The organism is Polynucleobacter sp. 31A-FELB (assembly GCF_018882405.1).
In the GTDB taxonomy this organism is placed as follows: domain Bacteria; phylum Pseudomonadota; class Gammaproteobacteria; order Burkholderiales; family Burkholderiaceae; genus Polynucleobacter.
Window position 1 is genome coordinate 81773 of record NZ_JACVOO010000005.1, and the last position, 17684, is coordinate 99456.

Annotated in this window: 18 protein-coding genes and 2 pseudogenes; 9 read left to right on the forward strand and 11 right to left on the reverse strand. The window is 45.8% G+C overall.

The window, feature by feature from the left end:
- Window positions 1–11 precede the first annotated feature (11 nt).
- The 4 genes and pseudogenes from proB to rplU all read right to left on the reverse strand — a co-directional run.
- Window positions 12–794 (reverse strand): annotated as a pseudogene (gene proB / locus ICN30_RS04795) (glutamate 5-kinase); the annotation flags it as partial.
- 29 nt (window positions 795–823) lie between these two features.
- Window positions 824–1918 (reverse strand): GTPase ObgE, encoded by a 1095-nt coding sequence (gene obgE / locus ICN30_RS04800; protein ID WP_216178850.1) that lies wholly within the window; start codon window positions 1916–1918, stop codon window positions 824–826.
- Window positions 1919–2005: 87 nt separating this feature from the next.
- Window positions 2006–2266 carry a 50S ribosomal protein L27 gene (rpmA, locus tag ICN30_RS04805; RefSeq protein WP_015420374.1) on the reverse strand — a complete coding sequence of 87 codons (261 nt, stop codon included), beginning with the start codon at window positions 2264–2266 and terminating at the stop codon, window positions 2006–2008.
- Between the two features lie 33 nt (window positions 2267–2299).
- On the reverse strand, window positions 2300–2611 hold the full coding sequence (gene rplU, locus ICN30_RS04810) for a 50S ribosomal protein L21 (RefSeq protein WP_041484800.1): 312 nt from the start codon (window positions 2609–2611) through the stop codon (window positions 2300–2302).
- Window positions 2612–2686: 75 nt separating this feature from the next.
- On the opposite strand from rplU, the gene ICN30_RS04815 reads away from it, so the two are divergent.
- The gene (locus ICN30_RS04815) at window positions 2687–3691 is read left to right on the forward strand and encodes a polyprenyl synthetase family protein (RefSeq protein WP_216273623.1); all 1005 of its coding nucleotides are present in this window, start codon (window positions 2687–2689) and stop codon (window positions 3689–3691) included.
- On the opposite strand, the gene ICN30_RS04820 is transcribed toward ICN30_RS04815, so the two are convergent.
- Entirely contained in the window at window positions 3688–4623 is a 936-nt protein-coding gene (locus ICN30_RS04820; protein WP_216273625.1) for a reductase, read from the reverse strand. The genes ICN30_RS04815 and ICN30_RS04820 overlap by 4 nt on opposite strands.
- Before the next feature lie 56 nt (window positions 4624–4679).
- On the opposite strand from ICN30_RS04820, the gene ICN30_RS04825 reads away from it, so the two are divergent.
- Window positions 4680–5447: a fumarylacetoacetate hydrolase family protein gene (locus ICN30_RS04825; protein ID WP_216273627.1), complete on the forward strand. Its 768-nt coding sequence runs from the start codon at window positions 4680–4682 to the stop codon at window positions 5445–5447.
- A gap of 96 nt (window positions 5448–5543) precedes the next feature.
- Here ICN30_RS04825 and ICN30_RS04830 read toward each other — a convergent pair whose 3' ends face one another.
- Window positions 5544–6563, reverse strand: coding sequence for a 2-dehydropantoate 2-reductase (locus ICN30_RS04830; protein ID WP_215387118.1), 1020 nt, complete (start codon window positions 6561–6563; stop codon window positions 5544–5546).
- A 101-nt stretch (window positions 6564–6664) separates the two neighbouring features.
- Window positions 6665–8081, reverse strand: a pseudogene (locus ICN30_RS04835) (sodium:solute symporter family protein).
- A gap of 108 nt (window positions 8082–8189) precedes the next feature.
- Here ICN30_RS04835 and ICN30_RS04840 point away from each other — a divergent pair.
- Window positions 8190–9167, forward strand: a complete 978-nt coding sequence (locus ICN30_RS04840; protein ID WP_216273628.1) for a squalene/phytoene synthase family protein — start codon at window positions 8190–8192, stop codon at window positions 9165–9167.
- A gap of 7 nt (window positions 9168–9174) precedes the next feature.
- Here the strand turns inward: ICN30_RS04840 and ICN30_RS04845 are convergent, their stop codons facing one another.
- Window positions 9175–9669, reverse strand: coding sequence for a methylated-DNA--[protein]-cysteine S-methyltransferase (locus ICN30_RS04845; protein WP_216273631.1), 495 nt, complete (start codon window positions 9667–9669; stop codon window positions 9175–9177).
- Window positions 9670–9786: 117 nt separating this feature from the next.
- Between ICN30_RS04845 and ICN30_RS04850 the strand changes: the two genes are divergently transcribed.
- The 6 genes from ICN30_RS04850 to zapD are packed head-to-tail and all read left to right on the forward strand — an operon-like array spanning window position 9787 to window position 15112.
- Entirely contained in the window at window positions 9787–11076 is a 1290-nt protein-coding gene (locus ICN30_RS04850) for an HlyC/CorC family transporter (RefSeq protein ID WP_216273633.1), read from the forward strand.
- Entirely contained in the window at window positions 11073–12143 is a 1071-nt protein-coding gene (locus ICN30_RS04855; protein ID WP_216273635.1) for a GspE/PulE family protein, read from the forward strand. The genes ICN30_RS04850 and ICN30_RS04855 overlap by 4 nt, the downstream gene beginning before the upstream one ends.
- 5 nt (window positions 12144–12148) lie before the next feature.
- A complete protein-coding gene (locus ICN30_RS04860; RefSeq protein ID WP_216273638.1) occupies window positions 12149–13207 on the forward strand; it encodes a type II secretion system F family protein in 1059 nt (352 codons plus the stop codon).
- Window positions 13207–13707 (forward strand): prepilin peptidase, encoded by a 501-nt coding sequence (locus ICN30_RS04865; protein WP_216273639.1) that lies wholly within the window; start codon window positions 13207–13209, stop codon window positions 13705–13707. The genes ICN30_RS04860 and ICN30_RS04865 overlap by 1 nt, the downstream gene beginning before the upstream one ends.
- The gene (gene coaE, locus ICN30_RS04870; RefSeq protein ID WP_216863393.1) at window positions 13662–14324 is read left to right on the forward strand and encodes a dephospho-CoA kinase; all 663 of its coding nucleotides are present in this window, start codon (window positions 13662–13664) and stop codon (window positions 14322–14324) included. The genes ICN30_RS04865 and coaE overlap by 46 nt, the downstream gene beginning before the upstream one ends.
- A 35-nt stretch (window positions 14325–14359) precedes the next feature.
- Entirely contained in the window at window positions 14360–15112 is a 753-nt protein-coding gene (gene zapD / locus ICN30_RS04875) for a cell division protein ZapD (protein ID WP_216273642.1), read from the forward strand.
- Here the strand turns inward: zapD and ICN30_RS04880 are convergent.
- The 3 genes from ICN30_RS04880 to argJ are packed head-to-tail and all read right to left on the reverse strand — an operon-like array spanning window position 15109 to window position 17646.
- The gene (locus ICN30_RS04880; RefSeq protein WP_216273644.1) at window positions 15109–15525 is read right to left on the reverse strand and encodes an NUDIX domain-containing protein; all 417 of its coding nucleotides are present in this window, start codon (window positions 15523–15525) and stop codon (window positions 15109–15111) included. The genes zapD and ICN30_RS04880 overlap by 4 nt on opposite strands.
- A gap of 13 nt (window positions 15526–15538) precedes the next feature.
- A complete protein-coding gene (locus ICN30_RS04885; protein ID WP_216273645.1) occupies window positions 15539–16399 on the reverse strand; it encodes an ATP-binding protein in 861 nt (286 codons plus the stop codon).
- An 11-nt stretch (window positions 16400–16410) separates the two neighbouring features.
- The gene (argJ, locus tag ICN30_RS04890) at window positions 16411–17646 is read right to left on the reverse strand and encodes a bifunctional glutamate N-acetyltransferase/amino-acid acetyltransferase ArgJ (RefSeq protein ID WP_216273649.1); all 1236 of its coding nucleotides are present in this window, start codon (window positions 17644–17646) and stop codon (window positions 16411–16413) included.
- Window positions 17647–17684: the final 38 nt, after the last annotated feature.

The following is a 17684-nucleotide window of genomic DNA, read 5'->3' on the forward strand; positions in this document are numbered from 1 at the left end:
CAACTTTAATAAGTTCTTGGGGTTAAACGCGTTCCGATAGCCTCACCAGCCAAAAGACGAGGTAGAACTTGAGGCTCTCGCCCGGAAGCAATAACGGTTGTAGCATCAGTTTGAGCTGCAACTTTCGCAGCCAGCACTTTGGTCAGCATGCCACCCTTACTGAGTTCACTAGCAGCGCCACCAGCCATTTTTTCCAAAGCAGGATCGCCAGCAATGGCATCACTCAAAAGAGTGGCAGATGCATCTTGACGCGGATCAGCAGTAAACAATCCACCTTGATCAGTCAGAATTACCAATAAATCTGCATGAATTAAGTTGGTAACCAAAGCAGCCAAGCTGTCGTTATCTCCGAATTTAATTTCATCTGTAACAACGGTATCGTTTTCATTAATGATTGGAACTACACCGAGCTTTAACAAGGTATCTAAAGTCGCCTTAGCGTTAGCATTGCGCTCAGCATGCGCTAAGTCTGCATTAGTCAAGAGCACTTGGGCGCTACGTAAATTAAAGCGCGCAAAACAACTTTCATAAACCTGCACTAAGCCCATTTGGCCAACTGCAGCCGCAGCTTGCAGTTGATGAATTTCCGTTGGGCGTTTGCTCCAGCCGAGACGTTGCATACCCTCAGCAATCGCACCGGAACTGACCATCAATACCTCATGGCCAGCAGCTAACAAGGCAGCCATTTGCTCTGCCCACATACCGATTGCAGCACGATCCAGGCCTTCACCATTATTAGTGACCAGACTTGAACCTACCTTCACTACGATTCGTTTAGCTTTCTGAGTATTCATATCAAACACGGATCCCAAATGACTATTGCTTAATCTGGAGTTTTATCTTCTGGCTGAGCTTGCTCTTGATAACGTGGATCAGCAGCACGCTCATCCTCATCATCCCTATCCTTGCGAATAGAGTCTAAGTAATCCTGCAATGAGTAGCACAACTTATCGCAACCTAAACCTGTTAAAGCGGAGATCTCAAAAACAGGTCCCTTCCACTTAAACCGTTTAATAAAGTCCGCAACTACTTGCTTGCGATCTTCCTCAGGAATCATGTCGACTTTATTCAGCACCAACCAACGTGGCTTTTCAACCAGAGCTTCATCGTACTTACGTAATTCATTCACGATAGCAACAGCATCTGCCACCGGATCAATATTCTCATCGAATGGAGCAATATCGACTAAATGCAAAAGTACGCCAGTGCGCTGCAAGTGTCTTAAGAAGCGATGACCCAAGCCCGCACCTTCTGCAGCACCCTCAATCAAGCCTGGAATATCGGCAATCACAAAGCTACGCTCAGCACCTACACGCACCACACCCAAATTTGGATGCAAGGTTGTAAACGGATAGTCTGCAATCTTTGGACGCGCATTAGACACAGCGGTAATCAAAGTCGATTTACCCGCATTAGGCATGCCTAACAAACCAACGTCAGCCAATACTTTTAATTCGAGCTTGAGCTTACGACGCTCGCCCTCTTTACCATTCGTCTTCTGGCGAGGAGCGCGGTTCGTACTGCTTTTGAAATGAATATTTCCCCAACCACCAACACCGCCCTGCGCTAAACAAAGACGTTCACCGTGGGTAGTTAAGTCAGCAATTGGTTCACCAGTTTCGTAATCAGAAATGATGGTGCCAACTGGCATACGCAATTCAATATCGTCGCCTGCGCGACCATAGCAATCAGCGCCACGACCAGGCTCACCATTTTTTGCAGTGTGCGTTTTAGCGTAGCGATAGTCAATCAATGTGTTGATGTTGCGATCAGCAGTAGCCCAAACGCTTCCGCCTTTACCGCCGTCACCACCATCGGGGCCACCGAATTCGATAAACTTTTCGCGGCGCATGGAGGCACTCCCGGCGCCACCTTGGCCAGCTATGACTTCAATACGAGCTTCGTCTATAAATTTCATGAATAAAAAAGGCCTCGCTTAGCGAGGCCTGTTCCTAAGAGTTAAATTCGGAATAAATCTGAATCAAACGTGTCTCAGTCAGGCGTCTTATGAACGCGGGAGAACTGAAACCTGGGCCTTCTTCAAAGCACCCTTAACGCCAAATTCCACTTGTCCGTCAACTAAGGCAAACAAAGTGTGATCTTTACCAATACCAACGTTCATACCCGGATGTACTCGTGTACCACGTTGACGAATGATGATGCTACCAGCGTTGATTTGCTCGCCGCCAAAAACTTTAACGCCTAAGCGTTTCGATTCTGAGTCGCGGCCATTTCGTGTCGAGCCGCCGCCTTTTTTCTGTGCCATATCTTTCTCCTGCTATTTAGCCGTTAGCCTAAATTAGGCTTTAATCGTGTTAATCAGAATTTCTGTGTAATTCTGACGATGGCCTTGGTGCTTTTGATAATGCTTGCGACGGCGCATCTTAAAGATTGTCACTTTATCGTGACGTCCCTGGGAGACGACAGTGGCCATCACAGCTGCACCATTAACCAATGGATCACCCAATTTGAGTGAAGCGCCTTCGCCTACGGCTAAGACTTGGTCAAGAGTGATTTCGCTGCCGATTTCCGCTGGTATCTGTTCTATTTTCAATTTTTCGCCTGCAGCAACTTTATACTGTTTGCCACCGGTTTTTATGACCGCGTACATGGTTTGAAACCTCAATTAATATCTACATTTAAGCTAATCCACCCTGGATGAGCTAAGCGGATTATTATATCTTGCATGACGAGCACTGTCAAAACCAATGAATTAAGCCAAATTTTGGCCCCAATAGCCTTAGATTTCAAGGCCTTAGATGAGGTTATTCGCCTACGATTAGCCTCAAAAGTGGCTTTAATTGACCAAATCTCCACTTACATCATCCAGGCGGGCGGAAAACGGGTTCGGCCAGCCCTTTTGCTCCTAGTAAGCAAAGCCTTAGCCAACGGTAAAGAAACCCCCCATGCCCTAGAACTGGCGGCCGTAGTGGAATTTATCCATACAGCCACCCTCCTGCATGATGACGTTGTAGACGAATCGACCCTGAGAAGGGGTCGTGAGACTGCTAACGCTGCTTTTGGTAATGCAGCAAGCGTATTGGTGGGCGATTTTCTGTATTCCAGAGCCTTTCAGATGATGGTTGGGCCCAACGACCTGCGGGTAATGGAAATCCTGTCTGATGCAACCAATACGATTGCCGAGGGAGAGGTTTTACAGCTCCTCAATATGAACGACCCCGAAGTAGACGAAGAAAGCTATTTGCGGGTGATTCGCTATAAAACTGCTAAGTTATTTGAAGCATCTACAGAACTTGGGGCAATTTTGGCTGGGACTGATGTCAAGCAGAGAGAGCAGTCCGCAGCATTTGGGCGCCATATTGGCACCGCCTTCCAATTAATGGATGACCTTCTGGACTACACCGCCGACGCATCCCAAATGGGGAAAAATGCTGGCGACGATTTAAGGGAAGGCAAACCTACCCTTCCATTGATTTACCTTCTTGAAAATGGCAGTATTGAAGAACGCTTACTGGTTCGCGCCGCAATCGAACAAAATCAAGATTTACCAGATGATGTGTTCCAGCAGATTCTGAGCGCAGTTCAAAATTCCGGGGCTTTGGATTACACCCAAGCTGCTGCGAAACAAGAAGTTGACTTGGCGCTCGAATGTCTCAAAGACTTCCCTACAAATGAGGCCACTTCAGCGTTACACGCCTTGTGTAAGTACTCTTTATCTAGACAGGCCTAAGCGCCAACACTCTTTAGCCTGATATCGCGCGCAGTGATGCGCGCTTTTTCTGCCTCATCACGCAGGCGCACAATTTCCTCAGCGGTAAGTCGTTCAAGATTGGAATAATCTAGTTTCCATGCAGGATCAGAATCCCAAACCAAAGGGGACTGCACTGTTGTTCTTGGTCCTGGCGCGCCCGCAAGTAAACGCAGAGCCAATTCAAAATTGGAGTCTTGCGATTCAATGTTATTGGGTAGTGCTGCGGCATTACCAAGCGGGAAGTCGCTAAAGAGCAAGCGTGGCACACCGCAATACTCCACAATATCTTTCGCTGCGCCCATGACGACTGTTGGAATACCGGCAGCCTCCAAATAACGCGCCAATAAACTTTGGCTCTGGTGACAGATAGGGCAATTCGGAATCAATACAGCAACATCAACCTGATCTGTGCGCATCTTGCCGAGGATCAACGGCGCATCAATCTCGAGGGTATGGCGTTGACTGCGATTGGTTGGTAGCCCGTAAAAATGTTTCGATAGAGATTGAATACGGCCCTTTGCAACAGCGCGTTTCGCTGCATCCAATGGAAACCAACAATTGCTGTCCTGCATGTCAGCATTACGCCTATCAATACCAACATGCGCAATACGTAAGTCTGCATCCTCATCTATAGAGCGAGCATAGGGGTCGTAAAACTTGGCAGCAGCGTTGTACGCTGCGCCAGGCCCCTGGGGTCCTTTGTTTGCGTCATAGGGCACTGCGGTAGTGATCAAACCTAGGATCGATTGATTGAGGGGCTTTTGCAGCGCGGCAAAAGGCACATCAATGTAATGCGCCCAAACATACGGCGTCTCATACCCCAATCCAAGATAGTAATTACGAGTGCGGTCAATATAGCGAACTGGCTGGTCCAATTCAGGCGCAAATAGCAATTCAGAATTCTTGGTCATCAATCTGTCCCTGTAAGATATTGCTTATCAAATATTAACTATCAGGAGAATTCATTATGGCTCAATGGCTCAGGTTTCAACATCAAGGCAAATCCGGTTTAGGTCAAGTACAGGGTGATCAGATTGCCGTCTACACCGGCGATCTATTTAATGATCCAAAAGCCACTGGCGAGACATTAAAACTATCCAATGTCACCATCGATATCCCATGCACCCCATCCAAAATGGTTGCCATGGTGGATAACTTTCATGCACTTGTCACCAAGCTTGAGCATGCAGTACCAGCTGAGCCTTTGTATTTTCTAAAAGGTAACAACTCTTTCTTGGCAGCCAATCAAGTGATTCGGACGCCAAAGTCCTACTCTGGAAAAGTCGTTTATGAAGGCGAACTCGGAATTGTTATCGGCAAAGCATGTCATGAAGTAGATGAATCACAAGCAGCCGCTGCAATTTTTGGTTACACCTGCATTAACGATGTCACTGCAATTGAGATTTTGAATCGCGACCCTGGATATGCGCAGTGGACACGCTCTAAGAGCTTTAATACCTTTGGTGTCTTTGGTCCCTACATCACTACCGACGTAGATCCAAGCAAACTAACAATTAAAACCATTTTGAATGATCAAGAGCGCCAAAACTATCCCATTGCTGACATGATTTTCCCGCCAGCGAAATTGGTCAGCTTAATTTCTCAGGATGTACCTCTACAAGCTGGCGACATCATCGCTTGCGGAACTTCTGTTGGTGTTGGCTCAATGAAACCTGGCAGCAATGTCAGCATCATCATTGATGGCGTTGGACGTTTAGATAATCTTTTTGAATAAGCTATCTAATTCGTAACTCTAAAACTAGACCCTTAAAACAAAAACCCTCACCATAATTAGTGGTGAGGGTTTTTTAATACTCAAAACTGCAGATACTTAGTAACCAGAAACGGATGGCAAAGCCAAGCTACCTTTAGAAGCCTGGACATTTTCATCAAGATACTTCGTCAACGCAAAGACTGTATTGAGGCAAGGTGTTGGAGTTTCTGTAATCTTGCCAAGCTCAATCACGGAACCCAATAAGGCATCAATCTCTAAGCTACGGCCCGCTTCCAAGTCTTGCAACATCGATGTTTTGTGTTTGCCAACTTTTTCAGCACCTGCAATACGACGCTCAATATCCACACGGAAAGTCACACCCAATTTCTCGGCAATCGTTTGAGCCTCAGCCATCATGTTGCGAGCTAACTCTTTAGTAAGTGGATATTGGCAAATGCCTTCTAATGTTCCATGAGTCAAAGAGCTGATTGGATTGAAGGTCATATTGCCCCACAATTTCAACCAAATTTCAGAACGAATATCTTCCAAGATTGGTGACTTAAATCCGGCAGCCGACATCATCTCAGACATCTTCTGAATGCGCTCGGTCTGCTTGCCATCCAACTCACCCAATGGGAAACGATTGCCTTCAACGTGACGAATCACGCCAGGCGCTTGGGTGAAGGTAGCTGGATACACTACGCAACCAATAATGTTGTTTGGATTAATTGCATTCTTCGCAACACCACCAGCATCAACTGTTTCAACCGAGTGATCTTGATAGTCGCCACCCAACTTCTGGAAGTACCACCAAGGAATTCCGTTTTGCATCGGAATCAAAATAGTTTCTGGTCCCATGATTGCAGCGAGATCTTCAATGATCGGCTCAACCTGATGCGCCTTCACAGCCAAGATCACAACATCAGGAGTTTCCGCATCCCGAATTTTTTCAACTGCTTTTACCTGCGCCACTAAAGGCTCAGGTTGGTCATCCATAATTAATGCGAGGCCACGCTCTTTAATCGCAGCTAATGTAGCACCACGCGCTACAACCGTGACGTCATTGCCAGCTCGCGCCAACATGACAGCAAGGTAACCGCCAATTGCGCCCCCTCCACCGATCACACAGATTTTCATAAGAACTCCATAAAGATAAGAAATTTTGAATTAGTGTCATTTTAGAGGTGAATATTTTGCGGTGCAACAAGATATTATGCTTAATATTTAAGCAATTTAAATTAACTCGCAATCAATCTGGCGCGTGGCACCAATCCACCCAAAAGCATGCCAATAATGCTCGCTATAAGGCCTGCCAATTGAGGGGGGAGAATAGCCTGAGGGGCAAGAACCTCACAGCTAATCCAAACAGTCAGGCCACCAACTACAGCCAATAGACCACCCAAAGAATTGGCTTTTGACCAATACACCCCGAAAGCCAGTGGTACAAAAGCAGCAACCAAAGTTACTTTATAGGCATTCTCGACCATCTTAAAAATAGACAAATGGGAGTTAATCGCAAAGAAAGTAACCACTACCGCAAAACAAAGCACAGTGATTCTCATCACTTTTAACAAGTCCTTATCGGACAAGTGCTTAAAGAAACCTCTGACAATATTTTCAGCAAAGGTGACGGACGGGGCAAGCAAGGTTGCACTAGCGCAACTCTTAATAGCCGAAAGTAAGGCTCCGAAAAACATTACCTGCGCAATCAGCGGAGCGTGGTTCAGTATCAGCTTAGGCAAAATCATTTGCGGGTCTGTATCAAGATATTGCTTCACTAAATCCGGACTGATGATGGTTGCTGAATAGGCTAGATACAAGGGAACAAATGCAAATATGAAATACAGCACACCACCCAATAAGGCTGCCTGCACCGCAATATTGACATTTTTAGAGGAGGTAATCCGTTGAAATACATCTTGCTGCGGGATAGAGCCCAGCATCATGGTGCATAAGGCAGCCACAAATCCCAAGATGGAAGCAAGATTCATATCCGGCCAGAAATTGGAGAACTGTCCAGCAGCAGCGGCATGCTCCAAGACAACGCCAACACCGCCAGTTTGGACGGTCATCTCACCACCAATGTAGAGCATGCCCACAACAATGATGATCATCTGAATGAAGTCGGTAATAGCTACAGACCACATGCCGCCAAATAGCGTATAGATCAGCACACTGCCAGCACCAATTAACATGCCGCCTGTTTGAGAAATGCTGCCTTCAGATACGACATTAAAGACAAGTCCCAAAGCTTTAATCTGCGCTGCCACCCAACCCAAATAGGAAACCACAATGCAAAGGGTTACTAAAACCTCAACAGTACGGCCATACTTTTCTCTAAAGAAATCACCAATCGTGAGCATGCGGCGGTTGTAGAGATGCCGGGCAAAAAAGAGTCCCACCAAAATCAGGCACATGGAAGATCCAAAAGGATCGGATACTATTCCACCGATCCCCCTCTTTCAAGAAAGTGGCTGGGATACCTAAAACCGTTTCAGATCCAAACCAGGTGGCAAATACCGTAGCAGTAACAATAGGCAAAGGGAGGCTATGACCAGCCGCAGCAAAGTCAGCGGTATTTTTGACCCGTAGCGCAGCCCAAAGACCAATACCTACAGATACCACCCAATAGATGATGACAAACCAAATCAACATCGCCCAATTTCTCCTTCAGGAATTTGGTCAAATTATATGGCCTTGTTACTTATGGCATTTAATCAATAAGAACCAAATTTGGGCGGTCTGGTCTGACATAATTCATGGGTGAATTCCAGCGCACACCTTAATCAGAACTCCAACAGCGATCTAGCCTATCAAAAGGCGATTTTGAGTTCTGTATCGCGTACTTTTGCACTCACCATCCCCCTCCTACCCCCAGCAATTGAGGTAGTAGTTGGCAACACCTATTTACTGTGTCGAATTGTCGACACTATCGAAGATGCGGCCGAACTCAGTCCAACAGACAAGCAAGGCTTATCTAAACTATTTTTAGAGGCAGTTCTAGGCGCAATTCCGGTGGAAGATTTTGTAAGTCCCTGCCTAGTTGCGCTGAAGGGCTACTCCAATGTCGATGAGCTCGATTTAATTGCGCATACCCCTACCGTTCTTCGCATTCTGCATACCTTCCCTGATAAAGATCAGGCGGCTATTAGTCGTTGCGTTTCAATTATGTCCGATGGCATGTCTTATTTCCATGGCAAACAAACTCAGGAGGGGCTAAAAGACCTCGCAGAATTTGAGAAGTACTGCTATGTGGTTGCTGGCGTAGTTGGAGAACTGCTCACCAGCATCTTTAGTAATTACTCCGCTGGGTTTGCCAAGCAGATTCAAGGGCATGAGCAGCTGGCCATCGCCTTTGGTCAGGCCTTACAAATGACCAATATTCTGAAAGACTCGCCAGAAGATCGTGCACGCGGGGTCTCCTGGAAACCTGCATCAATGAGTCAAGGCGAGCTACTCAAGATTGCCTACGAAAAACTACAAGACTCTATGAGCTACATTCTTCTGATCCCAGCAAATGAAGTGGGTATGAGACGCTTCTGCTTTCTTGCTTTTGGCCTTGCGGTCATGACGCTTGAAAAAATTGCTACTAGAAAAGAATTTAGCAATAAATCTGAAGTGAAGCTCTCTAGAAATACCGTTTGGGTGTTCTATGCCTTTACGAAGATTGCGGCAAGTAATCCATTTCTGATGAAAGCGTTCTTTTACTTAACATCTAAGCAACTCAGAAAACTTACATAAAGCATCTTTAAAGCGCGCCCTCGTGCTTCAAGAGCCAAATCTTGATCTGGCGATAAAAACCAGGGGCATCTTCCTTCATAAAACCCCCAAGACCTTGCGCTGAAATAATCCGATGGCATGGTGTAACCAAGGGATATGGGTTTGCACCGCAAGCGGTCCCAACTGCACGCGGGCCACTCTTAATCATTTTTGCGATCTCACCATAGGTACTTGTCTCACCCACTCCAATACCTTGAGTGGCATTCCATACCTTTTGCTGGTGAACTGTTCCTGCAGGCTTTAGTGGGACATCAAAAATTGATGAAGCGTCTTTGAAGTACTGCTCGCACTGTTTTGAGAATGCTTTAGCCAAAGCATTTCTTGGGGAAATTAAAGCGGTATCCGGAGGCAAGTAATCAATTTTCGAGATCATCAAACTACCGTCGACTAACTCCGTTTGCACGCCTAGGCACCCAAAAGGGGCTGATATCACGCAATACTCAGTGGATGTAGGGGTGGGCATGAAGAAGATTCTGACACAGATTGAAGGATAAATTCAGGCAGGATTCTGAACTGGCTATAGCTAGTGAAATGGCACTTTGCTATATTGGTTGTTCCTTATTCTTTGCAGGCATAACTGATGGACACCTTTTTTGATGATTGGCCCTTTATTAGCCAAGTCGCATTAGTCCTATTTTTACTCGCACTATCCGGCTTCTTTTCAATGGCCGAAACCAGCATGCTGTCCTCCAATCGCCATCGCCTGCGTGCAATGGCTAATAGCGGGAACGCTGGAGCCGCCCTTGCTGAAAGACTGTTGAAGCGCATTGATTCACTGCTTTCAGCGCTACTGATCTCTAACAACCTCATCAATACGATCTTGCCGATCTTGGTTACCGGCATCGCCTTACATATTTTTGGTGATAGCGGGCTGGTGCTATCGATTGCCACTTTGGTCGTGGCGCTACTCATCATTATTTTTAGTGAGATCACACCGAAAGTGATCGGCGCAGCCTTTCCTGAAAAAATTGCCAGCAATGTTGGCTGGTTCATTCTTCCTCTTACCTTCATTCTTAAGCCGCTACTTTGGTTCATTAATAGTTTTGTATCGGGCCTAATGAAAGTCTCTGGACTACAAGCCTCAACTGACAACCGGGTAATGAGCAAAGAAGAATTGCGTAGCTTAGTTCTGGAATCCAACCGATTTGTTTCCGCCCATCATCGCAATATCTTGCTCAATCTTTTCAATCTCGAAAATATCTTGGTTGACGATGTGATGACGCCTCGCTCCAAGATTGAAGTATTAGACCTCTCAAGACCTATTGATGAGGTAGTTGAACAATTAGAAACCTGCTATCACAATAAATTGCCGGTATGCGATGGCGACTCTGAGCGCATTGTTGGCATTTTGTCTGTTAAAAAAGCACTCTCTTTACTTGGCAATGCAGAGCTTCATCACGAAGACTTCAGATCATTGTTAAATGAGCCCTATTTCATTCCGAGTGGAACGCCTGTTCTACAGCAGATGCAATTTTTCCAAGACAATCAACAGCGCTTAAGTCTGGTTGTGAATGAGTATGGTGAAGTACTCGGTCTAGTCACCTTTGAAGACATTGTTGAGGAGCTGATTGGTGAGTTCACCACCTCATTCTCCAATCTTTCCAATGAGCCTCATTGGCTTGCTGATGGCACTTACCTTGCAAGCGGTACCGCATCATTGCGGGATTTAAATCGATTACTGAAGCTAGATCTTCCACTCGATGGACCGCGGACCCTGAATGGCCTCATTTTAGAGAAACTTGAGGCAATTCCTGATTACGATGTCAGCATTCGGATTGCTGGTGTGGTGATGGAAATTGTTCAGTTTGATGAGCATGGCGTAAAAACAGTGAAGTTATACCGCCCCCTCACTCAAGAAAATCAAGATTGAGTGAACTGCTGCATGACTCTCACATTATTCGAACCTGGCATGAAATTGCTGTTAATGCATTAAATACACGGTCTACGGATATTCATATTGAGGCAAGACCTCAAGAGACCGTAGTGCGTACCAGAATAGATGGTCGCCTCACATTACAAAACCAATACCCCATTGATCTGCATGAGCGATTAATTACGCGCATCAAAATATTGGCACGTCTTGATATTGCAGAAAAACGCGTACCTCAAGATGGGCGACTTGCTATTGGCCATGACTTTAGTCATCCCAATATTGATTGTCGAGTATCGATTCTTCCTACTTTGTATGGTGAAAAAGCAGTTATCCGTATTTTGCCAAGCCGCCTCGAAGAGTTGGCTTTAGACCAGCTTGGCCTGTTACCAGATCAACTAGAAATACTTAAAGAAGCCATTAGCCAAACCAATGGCTTGATTCTAGTAACGGGACCGACTGGCAGTGGTAAGACACGAACCTTATATAGCTGCTTGAGCGCACTAAACCAAGTGCAACGCAATATTTGCTCAGTTGAAGATCCTATTGAGATCCGACTTCCTGGAGTCAATCAAGTGGCTTATCACCCAAAGGCGGGATTGGACTTTCCTACAATCATTCGCGCCCTTCTGCGCCAAGATCCAGATGTCATCATGATTGGTGAAATTCGTGATTCTGCTAGCGCACTACTTGCCATACAGGCCGCACAAACCGGGCACTTAGTGCTAAGCACCCTTCATACCCGCAATGCCATTGGTGCCTTATGTCGGCTTAAAAGTCTCGGCATCGATCAAGAGTCCATTGAATCCTGTCTTCGTTGCGTCAGCTCTCAAAGATTAGTTCGAAAACTCTGCAAAGAGTGCTATCGAATTCCAGCCAAAAAATCTTGCGAACTTTGCAAGGGGGCTGGATATTTTGGTCGCATCGGTGTCCATGAAGTTTTGGGAAGCGAGCACTTGTTTAATTCAACTCAAGCATTAGATATCTACTCAGCAGGAATGCAATTACTGAATACCGGCCTAATAGATCAGATATCACTAGATTCTGAGCTTGGCACTTGGCATTAGCCCAAATGCTCATAAACAGAAAACTCAGTAAATCTGAGCAATTGCATTTTGCACAACAAATGCTCGCCCTCCTTCAGGCTGGACTTCCCTTGCTCAACGCTATTCAGCTATTAATCCAGTCCGCGCCAATATCCTGGAAAATTTGGCTGGAAGATATTCGCAAGCAGCTTCAAAAAGGTAATAGCTTTTCTTTTTGCCTCAGCGCACAAGACGGAAAATTTTCCCCAGAGTTTTCCAACCTCATCAGGGTGAGCGAGAGAACGGGCGACCTCAGCTTAGCACTTCGCACAATCTCACAGCAGCTGGAAGCTCAGATTGAGCTTCGAAGAAAAGTGCAGCAGTCACTAACCTACCCTGCAATCACTTTAGCCACTTCTTTTCTACTCGTCTTGGTAATGATGATTTGGGTTGTGCCTGTATTCAAAGAGGTCTTTGGGCACTTTAACGCGGAACTTCCAGCGCCAACTAGAATGCTCATCTCCATTTCCACAGGTGTCCAAAACTACTGTCTAGAGATAGCACTAGGCATGCTTGTGATTGCCGCAAGCTTTATATACACCTGGTTCAAATCCACCGCACTCCAAAAATACTGTGATGTATTCCTGTTACGCATTCCGTTTTTTGGCAATCTATTTAGACTGGCAACACTCAGTCATTGGTGTCGAACTTTAGGACATCTTCTAGAGACAGGTTTACCACTTCCAGATGCACTAAGAGTGACCGCGCAATCATCCAATCACTGGGTGAGTCACGACTTTAGTGCTGAAATATTTAAACACCTCACTCGGGGCTGGCCTTTAGGTGAATCACTTAAGCGAGCAGACCCTAAATCAAGAATTCTTGATGTGGAGACTCTATTACTGCTGCACATTGGTGCTGAAAGTGGCACATTGGCTGAGATGTTAAATAAGCGCTCTACTACCCTAGGCTCACAGTTAAGCAGTCAACTCAATGCACTGAGCCAAAATTTGGAGCCTGTACTGATTCTTCTTGTTGGCGCCATTATTGGTAGCTTAGTCATAATCCTATATCTACCCATCTTTAATTTAGGACAAATCGTTTAGTGGATCCCAAAATAAGTATCTGGATCATTAAATCCCTACTGATTCTGGCTTTGATTTACTTAGCCTATATTGATTGGCGCACTCTCCGCCTTCCGAACGCCATTACATTCCCCTTGATTGTTTTTGGTATTACTTTTAATTGGGTCTCAGACTTGCGCTTGACTGCTCTAAGCTCGGCACTCCTTGGGGCTCTCCTAGGATATGTATCACTGTGGGCATTGAATGCAGGCTATCGTCTTCTACAAAACCGAAATGGCATTGGCATGGGTGATGCCAAGCTCTTGGCAGCGCTGGGCGCCTGGTTAGGGTGGAGCTCTTTACCCAGTATTCTCTTAATAGCCTCGGTTACAGGAATTGCGGGTGGCATTATCTGGCTCAAATGGCGGGGTCATCAACTGCAACAGGCTTTTCCTTTTGGCCCCTTTTTAGTGATTGCTGGCATTATTGAATTGTTATGGCCTCAACTCATTCCAACCTTGATTCTGTCCAAGCTGGTTTAAAAGCCTTAAAGGGGGCGATTCCCTTAATTGGCTTAACTGGCGGGATTGGCTCTGGCAAAACTGCAGTCAGCGATATGCTGGGCGAGCTTGGAGCTGGGATTATTGATACAGACCTGATTTCCCATCAAATCACCGCCCCCGGTGGAAAAGCCATTCCATTGATTGCAAAAGCATTCGGGGCCGACTTTATTGATGCCCAGGGCGCCCTTATTCGCCCCAAAATGCGGACCGTAGTCTTCGAAAATCCCGGTGCTCGCAAGGTTCTAGAGCAAATCACCCACCCCTTAATTCAAGAAGAAACTAGCAAGCAAGCTATCGAGCTGGCTAAATCCGGAGCGCCCTATCTTGTTTTTGTGGTCCCCCTGCTCATTGAATCTGGCTCTTGGGCAAAGCTAATAGACTATCTTGTAGTAGTTGATTGCCCAGAGGAAACCCAAATCCAAAGAGTGATGCAGCGCAACAATATGACCCGCTCAGACGTGGAAAATGTTCTGAAAGCACAAACCAGCCGCAATGCCCGTCTAGCAGCAGCTAACGCTGTTATTGAAAATCAGGGTGGCCTAGATGAACTTAAATCAGAAGTTCTAAAGCTGCACCAACAATTGCTCAAAATTTAGGGTGAACCCCTGAGTTCGTCATAGAATATAGGCTTGTGATTGTCTACGAATACCCCTTCAATGAACTAGTTCGAAGCATGCTTCGACTGGAGTACTTGTTCGCCCGCTTTAATCACTTCATTCGATCCGATGATCCTGAGCTACACCATAATGCAATTGCGATGTTGTTTGATTTAGGGGATATTGGTTCTCGGGGTGATATCAAATCTCTATTACTCAAAGAATTTGAGCGTCAGAAATATGCCCTGAACGGTTTAAAGTCTTCCCAGAAAGTAGACCAAGAAGCGCTGACACAAACACTGTCTGAAATTGATAAGGCTGCACTAAATATTAATCAGTCGATGGGCAAGCCAAATTCAGTAATTACTGAGAGTGAATGGCTCAATGCTATTCGCACACGATTGAGTATTCCTGGTGGAACTAGTCCAATTGATTTGCCAAGCTACCATGCCTGGAAAAACACTCCCTCATCTCAACGTAGAGAGTTGCTAGAAAAATATGTTGCACCACTTTTGCCATGGCATGAAGCTTGCCAAATTTTCTTGAGATTGTTGCGACAGTCTGGTGAAGCAAAAGATGTTGTTGCGCATCAAGGCTCTTATCAACAAGCGCCGTCTGGCAAGGTTTATCAATTGATGCGCATTACTGTAGAAGATGATTCTCTCTTCTCAGAAATCAGTGCTAATAAATATTTATTGTCGATTCGTTTTTTAAAGGCGGATGGAGATAAAAAGCCTCAGCTCATTAATGAGGATGTGCCCTTTAGACTCAACCTCTGCCAGCTCTAAAGCCTTACTAGCTTAAGTTTTTCCAGCATGGGCCATGCGGCTGGCAACAAAGGCTCTACCGTTGGAAGTGCGTCACTGAGCTGTTGCCAAGACAATGCCTGACCCTCACACCCCTTAGGTATTCCAGTCCATTTGCGAATAATGCTCACATGCAAGCGGACGTAAGCATGTGGATAGTCATGTTCTAAAACAACTAACTCTTCGCTAGACTCAATATCAATTCCAAGCTCTTCTTGTAATTCGCGTTTCAGTGCTGCGAAAACCGATTCACCAGCTTCTATCTTTCCGCCCGGAACTTCCCAGTAACCTGCATAAGGCTTTCCTTCTGGTCGCTGCCCCAGAAGATAGCGTCCTTCTGAATCCAATAAGATTCCAGCCGCAACTTCTGTAACAGGGCGATTTGAGTCACTCATGAGTCGTCAATGATTAAGCGGTATGTGAGCCTGCCCAGTGCTTAGCAAACTGCCAAGCTACACGACCAGAGCGTGAGCCGCGCTCTAAGGCCCAAACTAATGCTTCAGCTCTAGCTCCATCAATCTGTGCGTCACTTAAACCAAAATGACGCAGCCAATGAGCAACAATTTCTAGATACTCATCTTGCTTTGGCGGGTAGAAAGAAAGCCATAAACCAAAACGCTCTGAGAGAGAAATTTTTTCCTCAACCACCTCTCCTGGATGAATTTCTCCATCATCACCATGAACATAGCCCTCGTTGTCCTTCATATATTCAGGTAAGAGATGGCGTCGATTGGAGGTAGCGTAAATCAAGATATTGTCGACCTGAGCCGATACAGAGCCGTCTAGTGCAGACTTCATCGCTTTATAACCAGACTCACCATCTTCAAATGAGAGATCATCACAAAAAACAATAAAGCGCTCAGGCCGGTCAGCCAATAAATCCGTAATGTCAGCCAAGTCAGCCAAATGCTCTTTTTCAACTTCAACTAAGCGCAAGCCCTGGCTAGCAAACTCATGCAAACTCGCTTTAATGAGTGATGACTTTCCTGTGCCGCGTGCGCCCGTTAGCAAAATATTATTAGCAGGCTTTTTTTGGATGAAATTTTTTGTATTGTCGCGAATCGCATCACGTTGACGATCGATATTCTTGAGATCCTCAAAAGAAATATCGGCAACATGTTTAACTGGCTGTAAAAAACCAATGCTTCCAAAAATACTATCGCGACGACGCCATCTAAAAGCGGTCGAGGATTTCCACTGCTCTTCAGTTAGCTGCTTCGGCAAAAAAGTTTCAAGATGATTTAAGAGCTGCTCTAATTTTTCGTTCATGTAACGCGTTCCTATGAGCGGTAATCAGCATTAATGGAAACGTAGTCATGCGATAAGTCGCAAGTCCACATCGTCTGCTGCGCTGATCCACGACCCAAATCAATCTTGATGGTAATTTCTGGAGCCTGCATAACCCTTTGTCCGTCAGCCTCTTGGTAATCAGGGTTACGACCACCATTCTTAGCAACCCACACGTCTCCAAGCCACATTTGTACTTTATTAACATCAAGGTCGGCAATGCCGGCATAGCCAATCGCGGCCAAGATGCGGCCTAGGTTAGGGTCGCTAGCAAAAAAAGCCGTTTTTACTAAAGGTGAGTGGGCAATCGCCTCTGCAACTAGACGGCACTCTTGTTCAGTCTTGCCGCCTTGCACATCAATCGTAATAAATTTTGTTGCTCCCTCGCCGTCTCTCACAATCATTTGCGCAAGCTTGCGCGAGAGATCTATTAGTGCGGACCGAACTAAACCATAACTAGCGTCACTAGTTGATTTAATCTGTACCGCTGACTGGCCAGTCGCCATGATGATGAATGAATCATTCGTCGAGGTATCACCATCAATCGTAATAGCGTTAAATGACTGATCAGCAATTTCTTGAGTTAATGTAGAGAGCAAACCAGGTGCAAAACCAGCATCCGTTGCAATGAATCCCAACATGGTCGCCATATTCGGATGAATCATTCCGGCACCCTTGCAAATACCAGTGATCGTCACAAGCCCAGCAGGAGTCTCTACCGTCATGGATGTAGCTTTAGGCTGCGTATCCGTAGTCATGATGGCTTCTGCAGCATCCAACCAATGGTCCTCGCCTAGATTGGCTACTGCTTTCGGTAAAGCAGAAATTAATTTATCAATTGGAAGTGGCTCTAGAATCACGCCAGTGGAAAACGGCAAAATTTGTTCTGGATTGAGCTTGAGCTCTTTTGCTAACTCAGCGCATGTTGCTAAGGCATCCTGCATGCCTCGCTCACCAGTCCCTGCATTAGCATTACCAGTATTGACCACCAAAGCGCGAATCTCACCCTTGGAGCCATCTAGAACTAAATGCTCACGGCAAACCTGAACCGGTGCAGCGCAGAAACGATTTAAAGTAAAAACACCGGCAACTTGTGAGCCAGGGGCCAAAGTCATCACCAATAAATCTTTGCGATTGGCTTTTTTAATTCCAGCTTCGGCGATACCCATCTGAAAACCTTTAACAGGCTTTAGCTGATCTTTTTGGGGGAGTGGCAAATTAACGGTCATATAAGCATTTAAATCAAAAGGTATTAATAGGAAAGGCG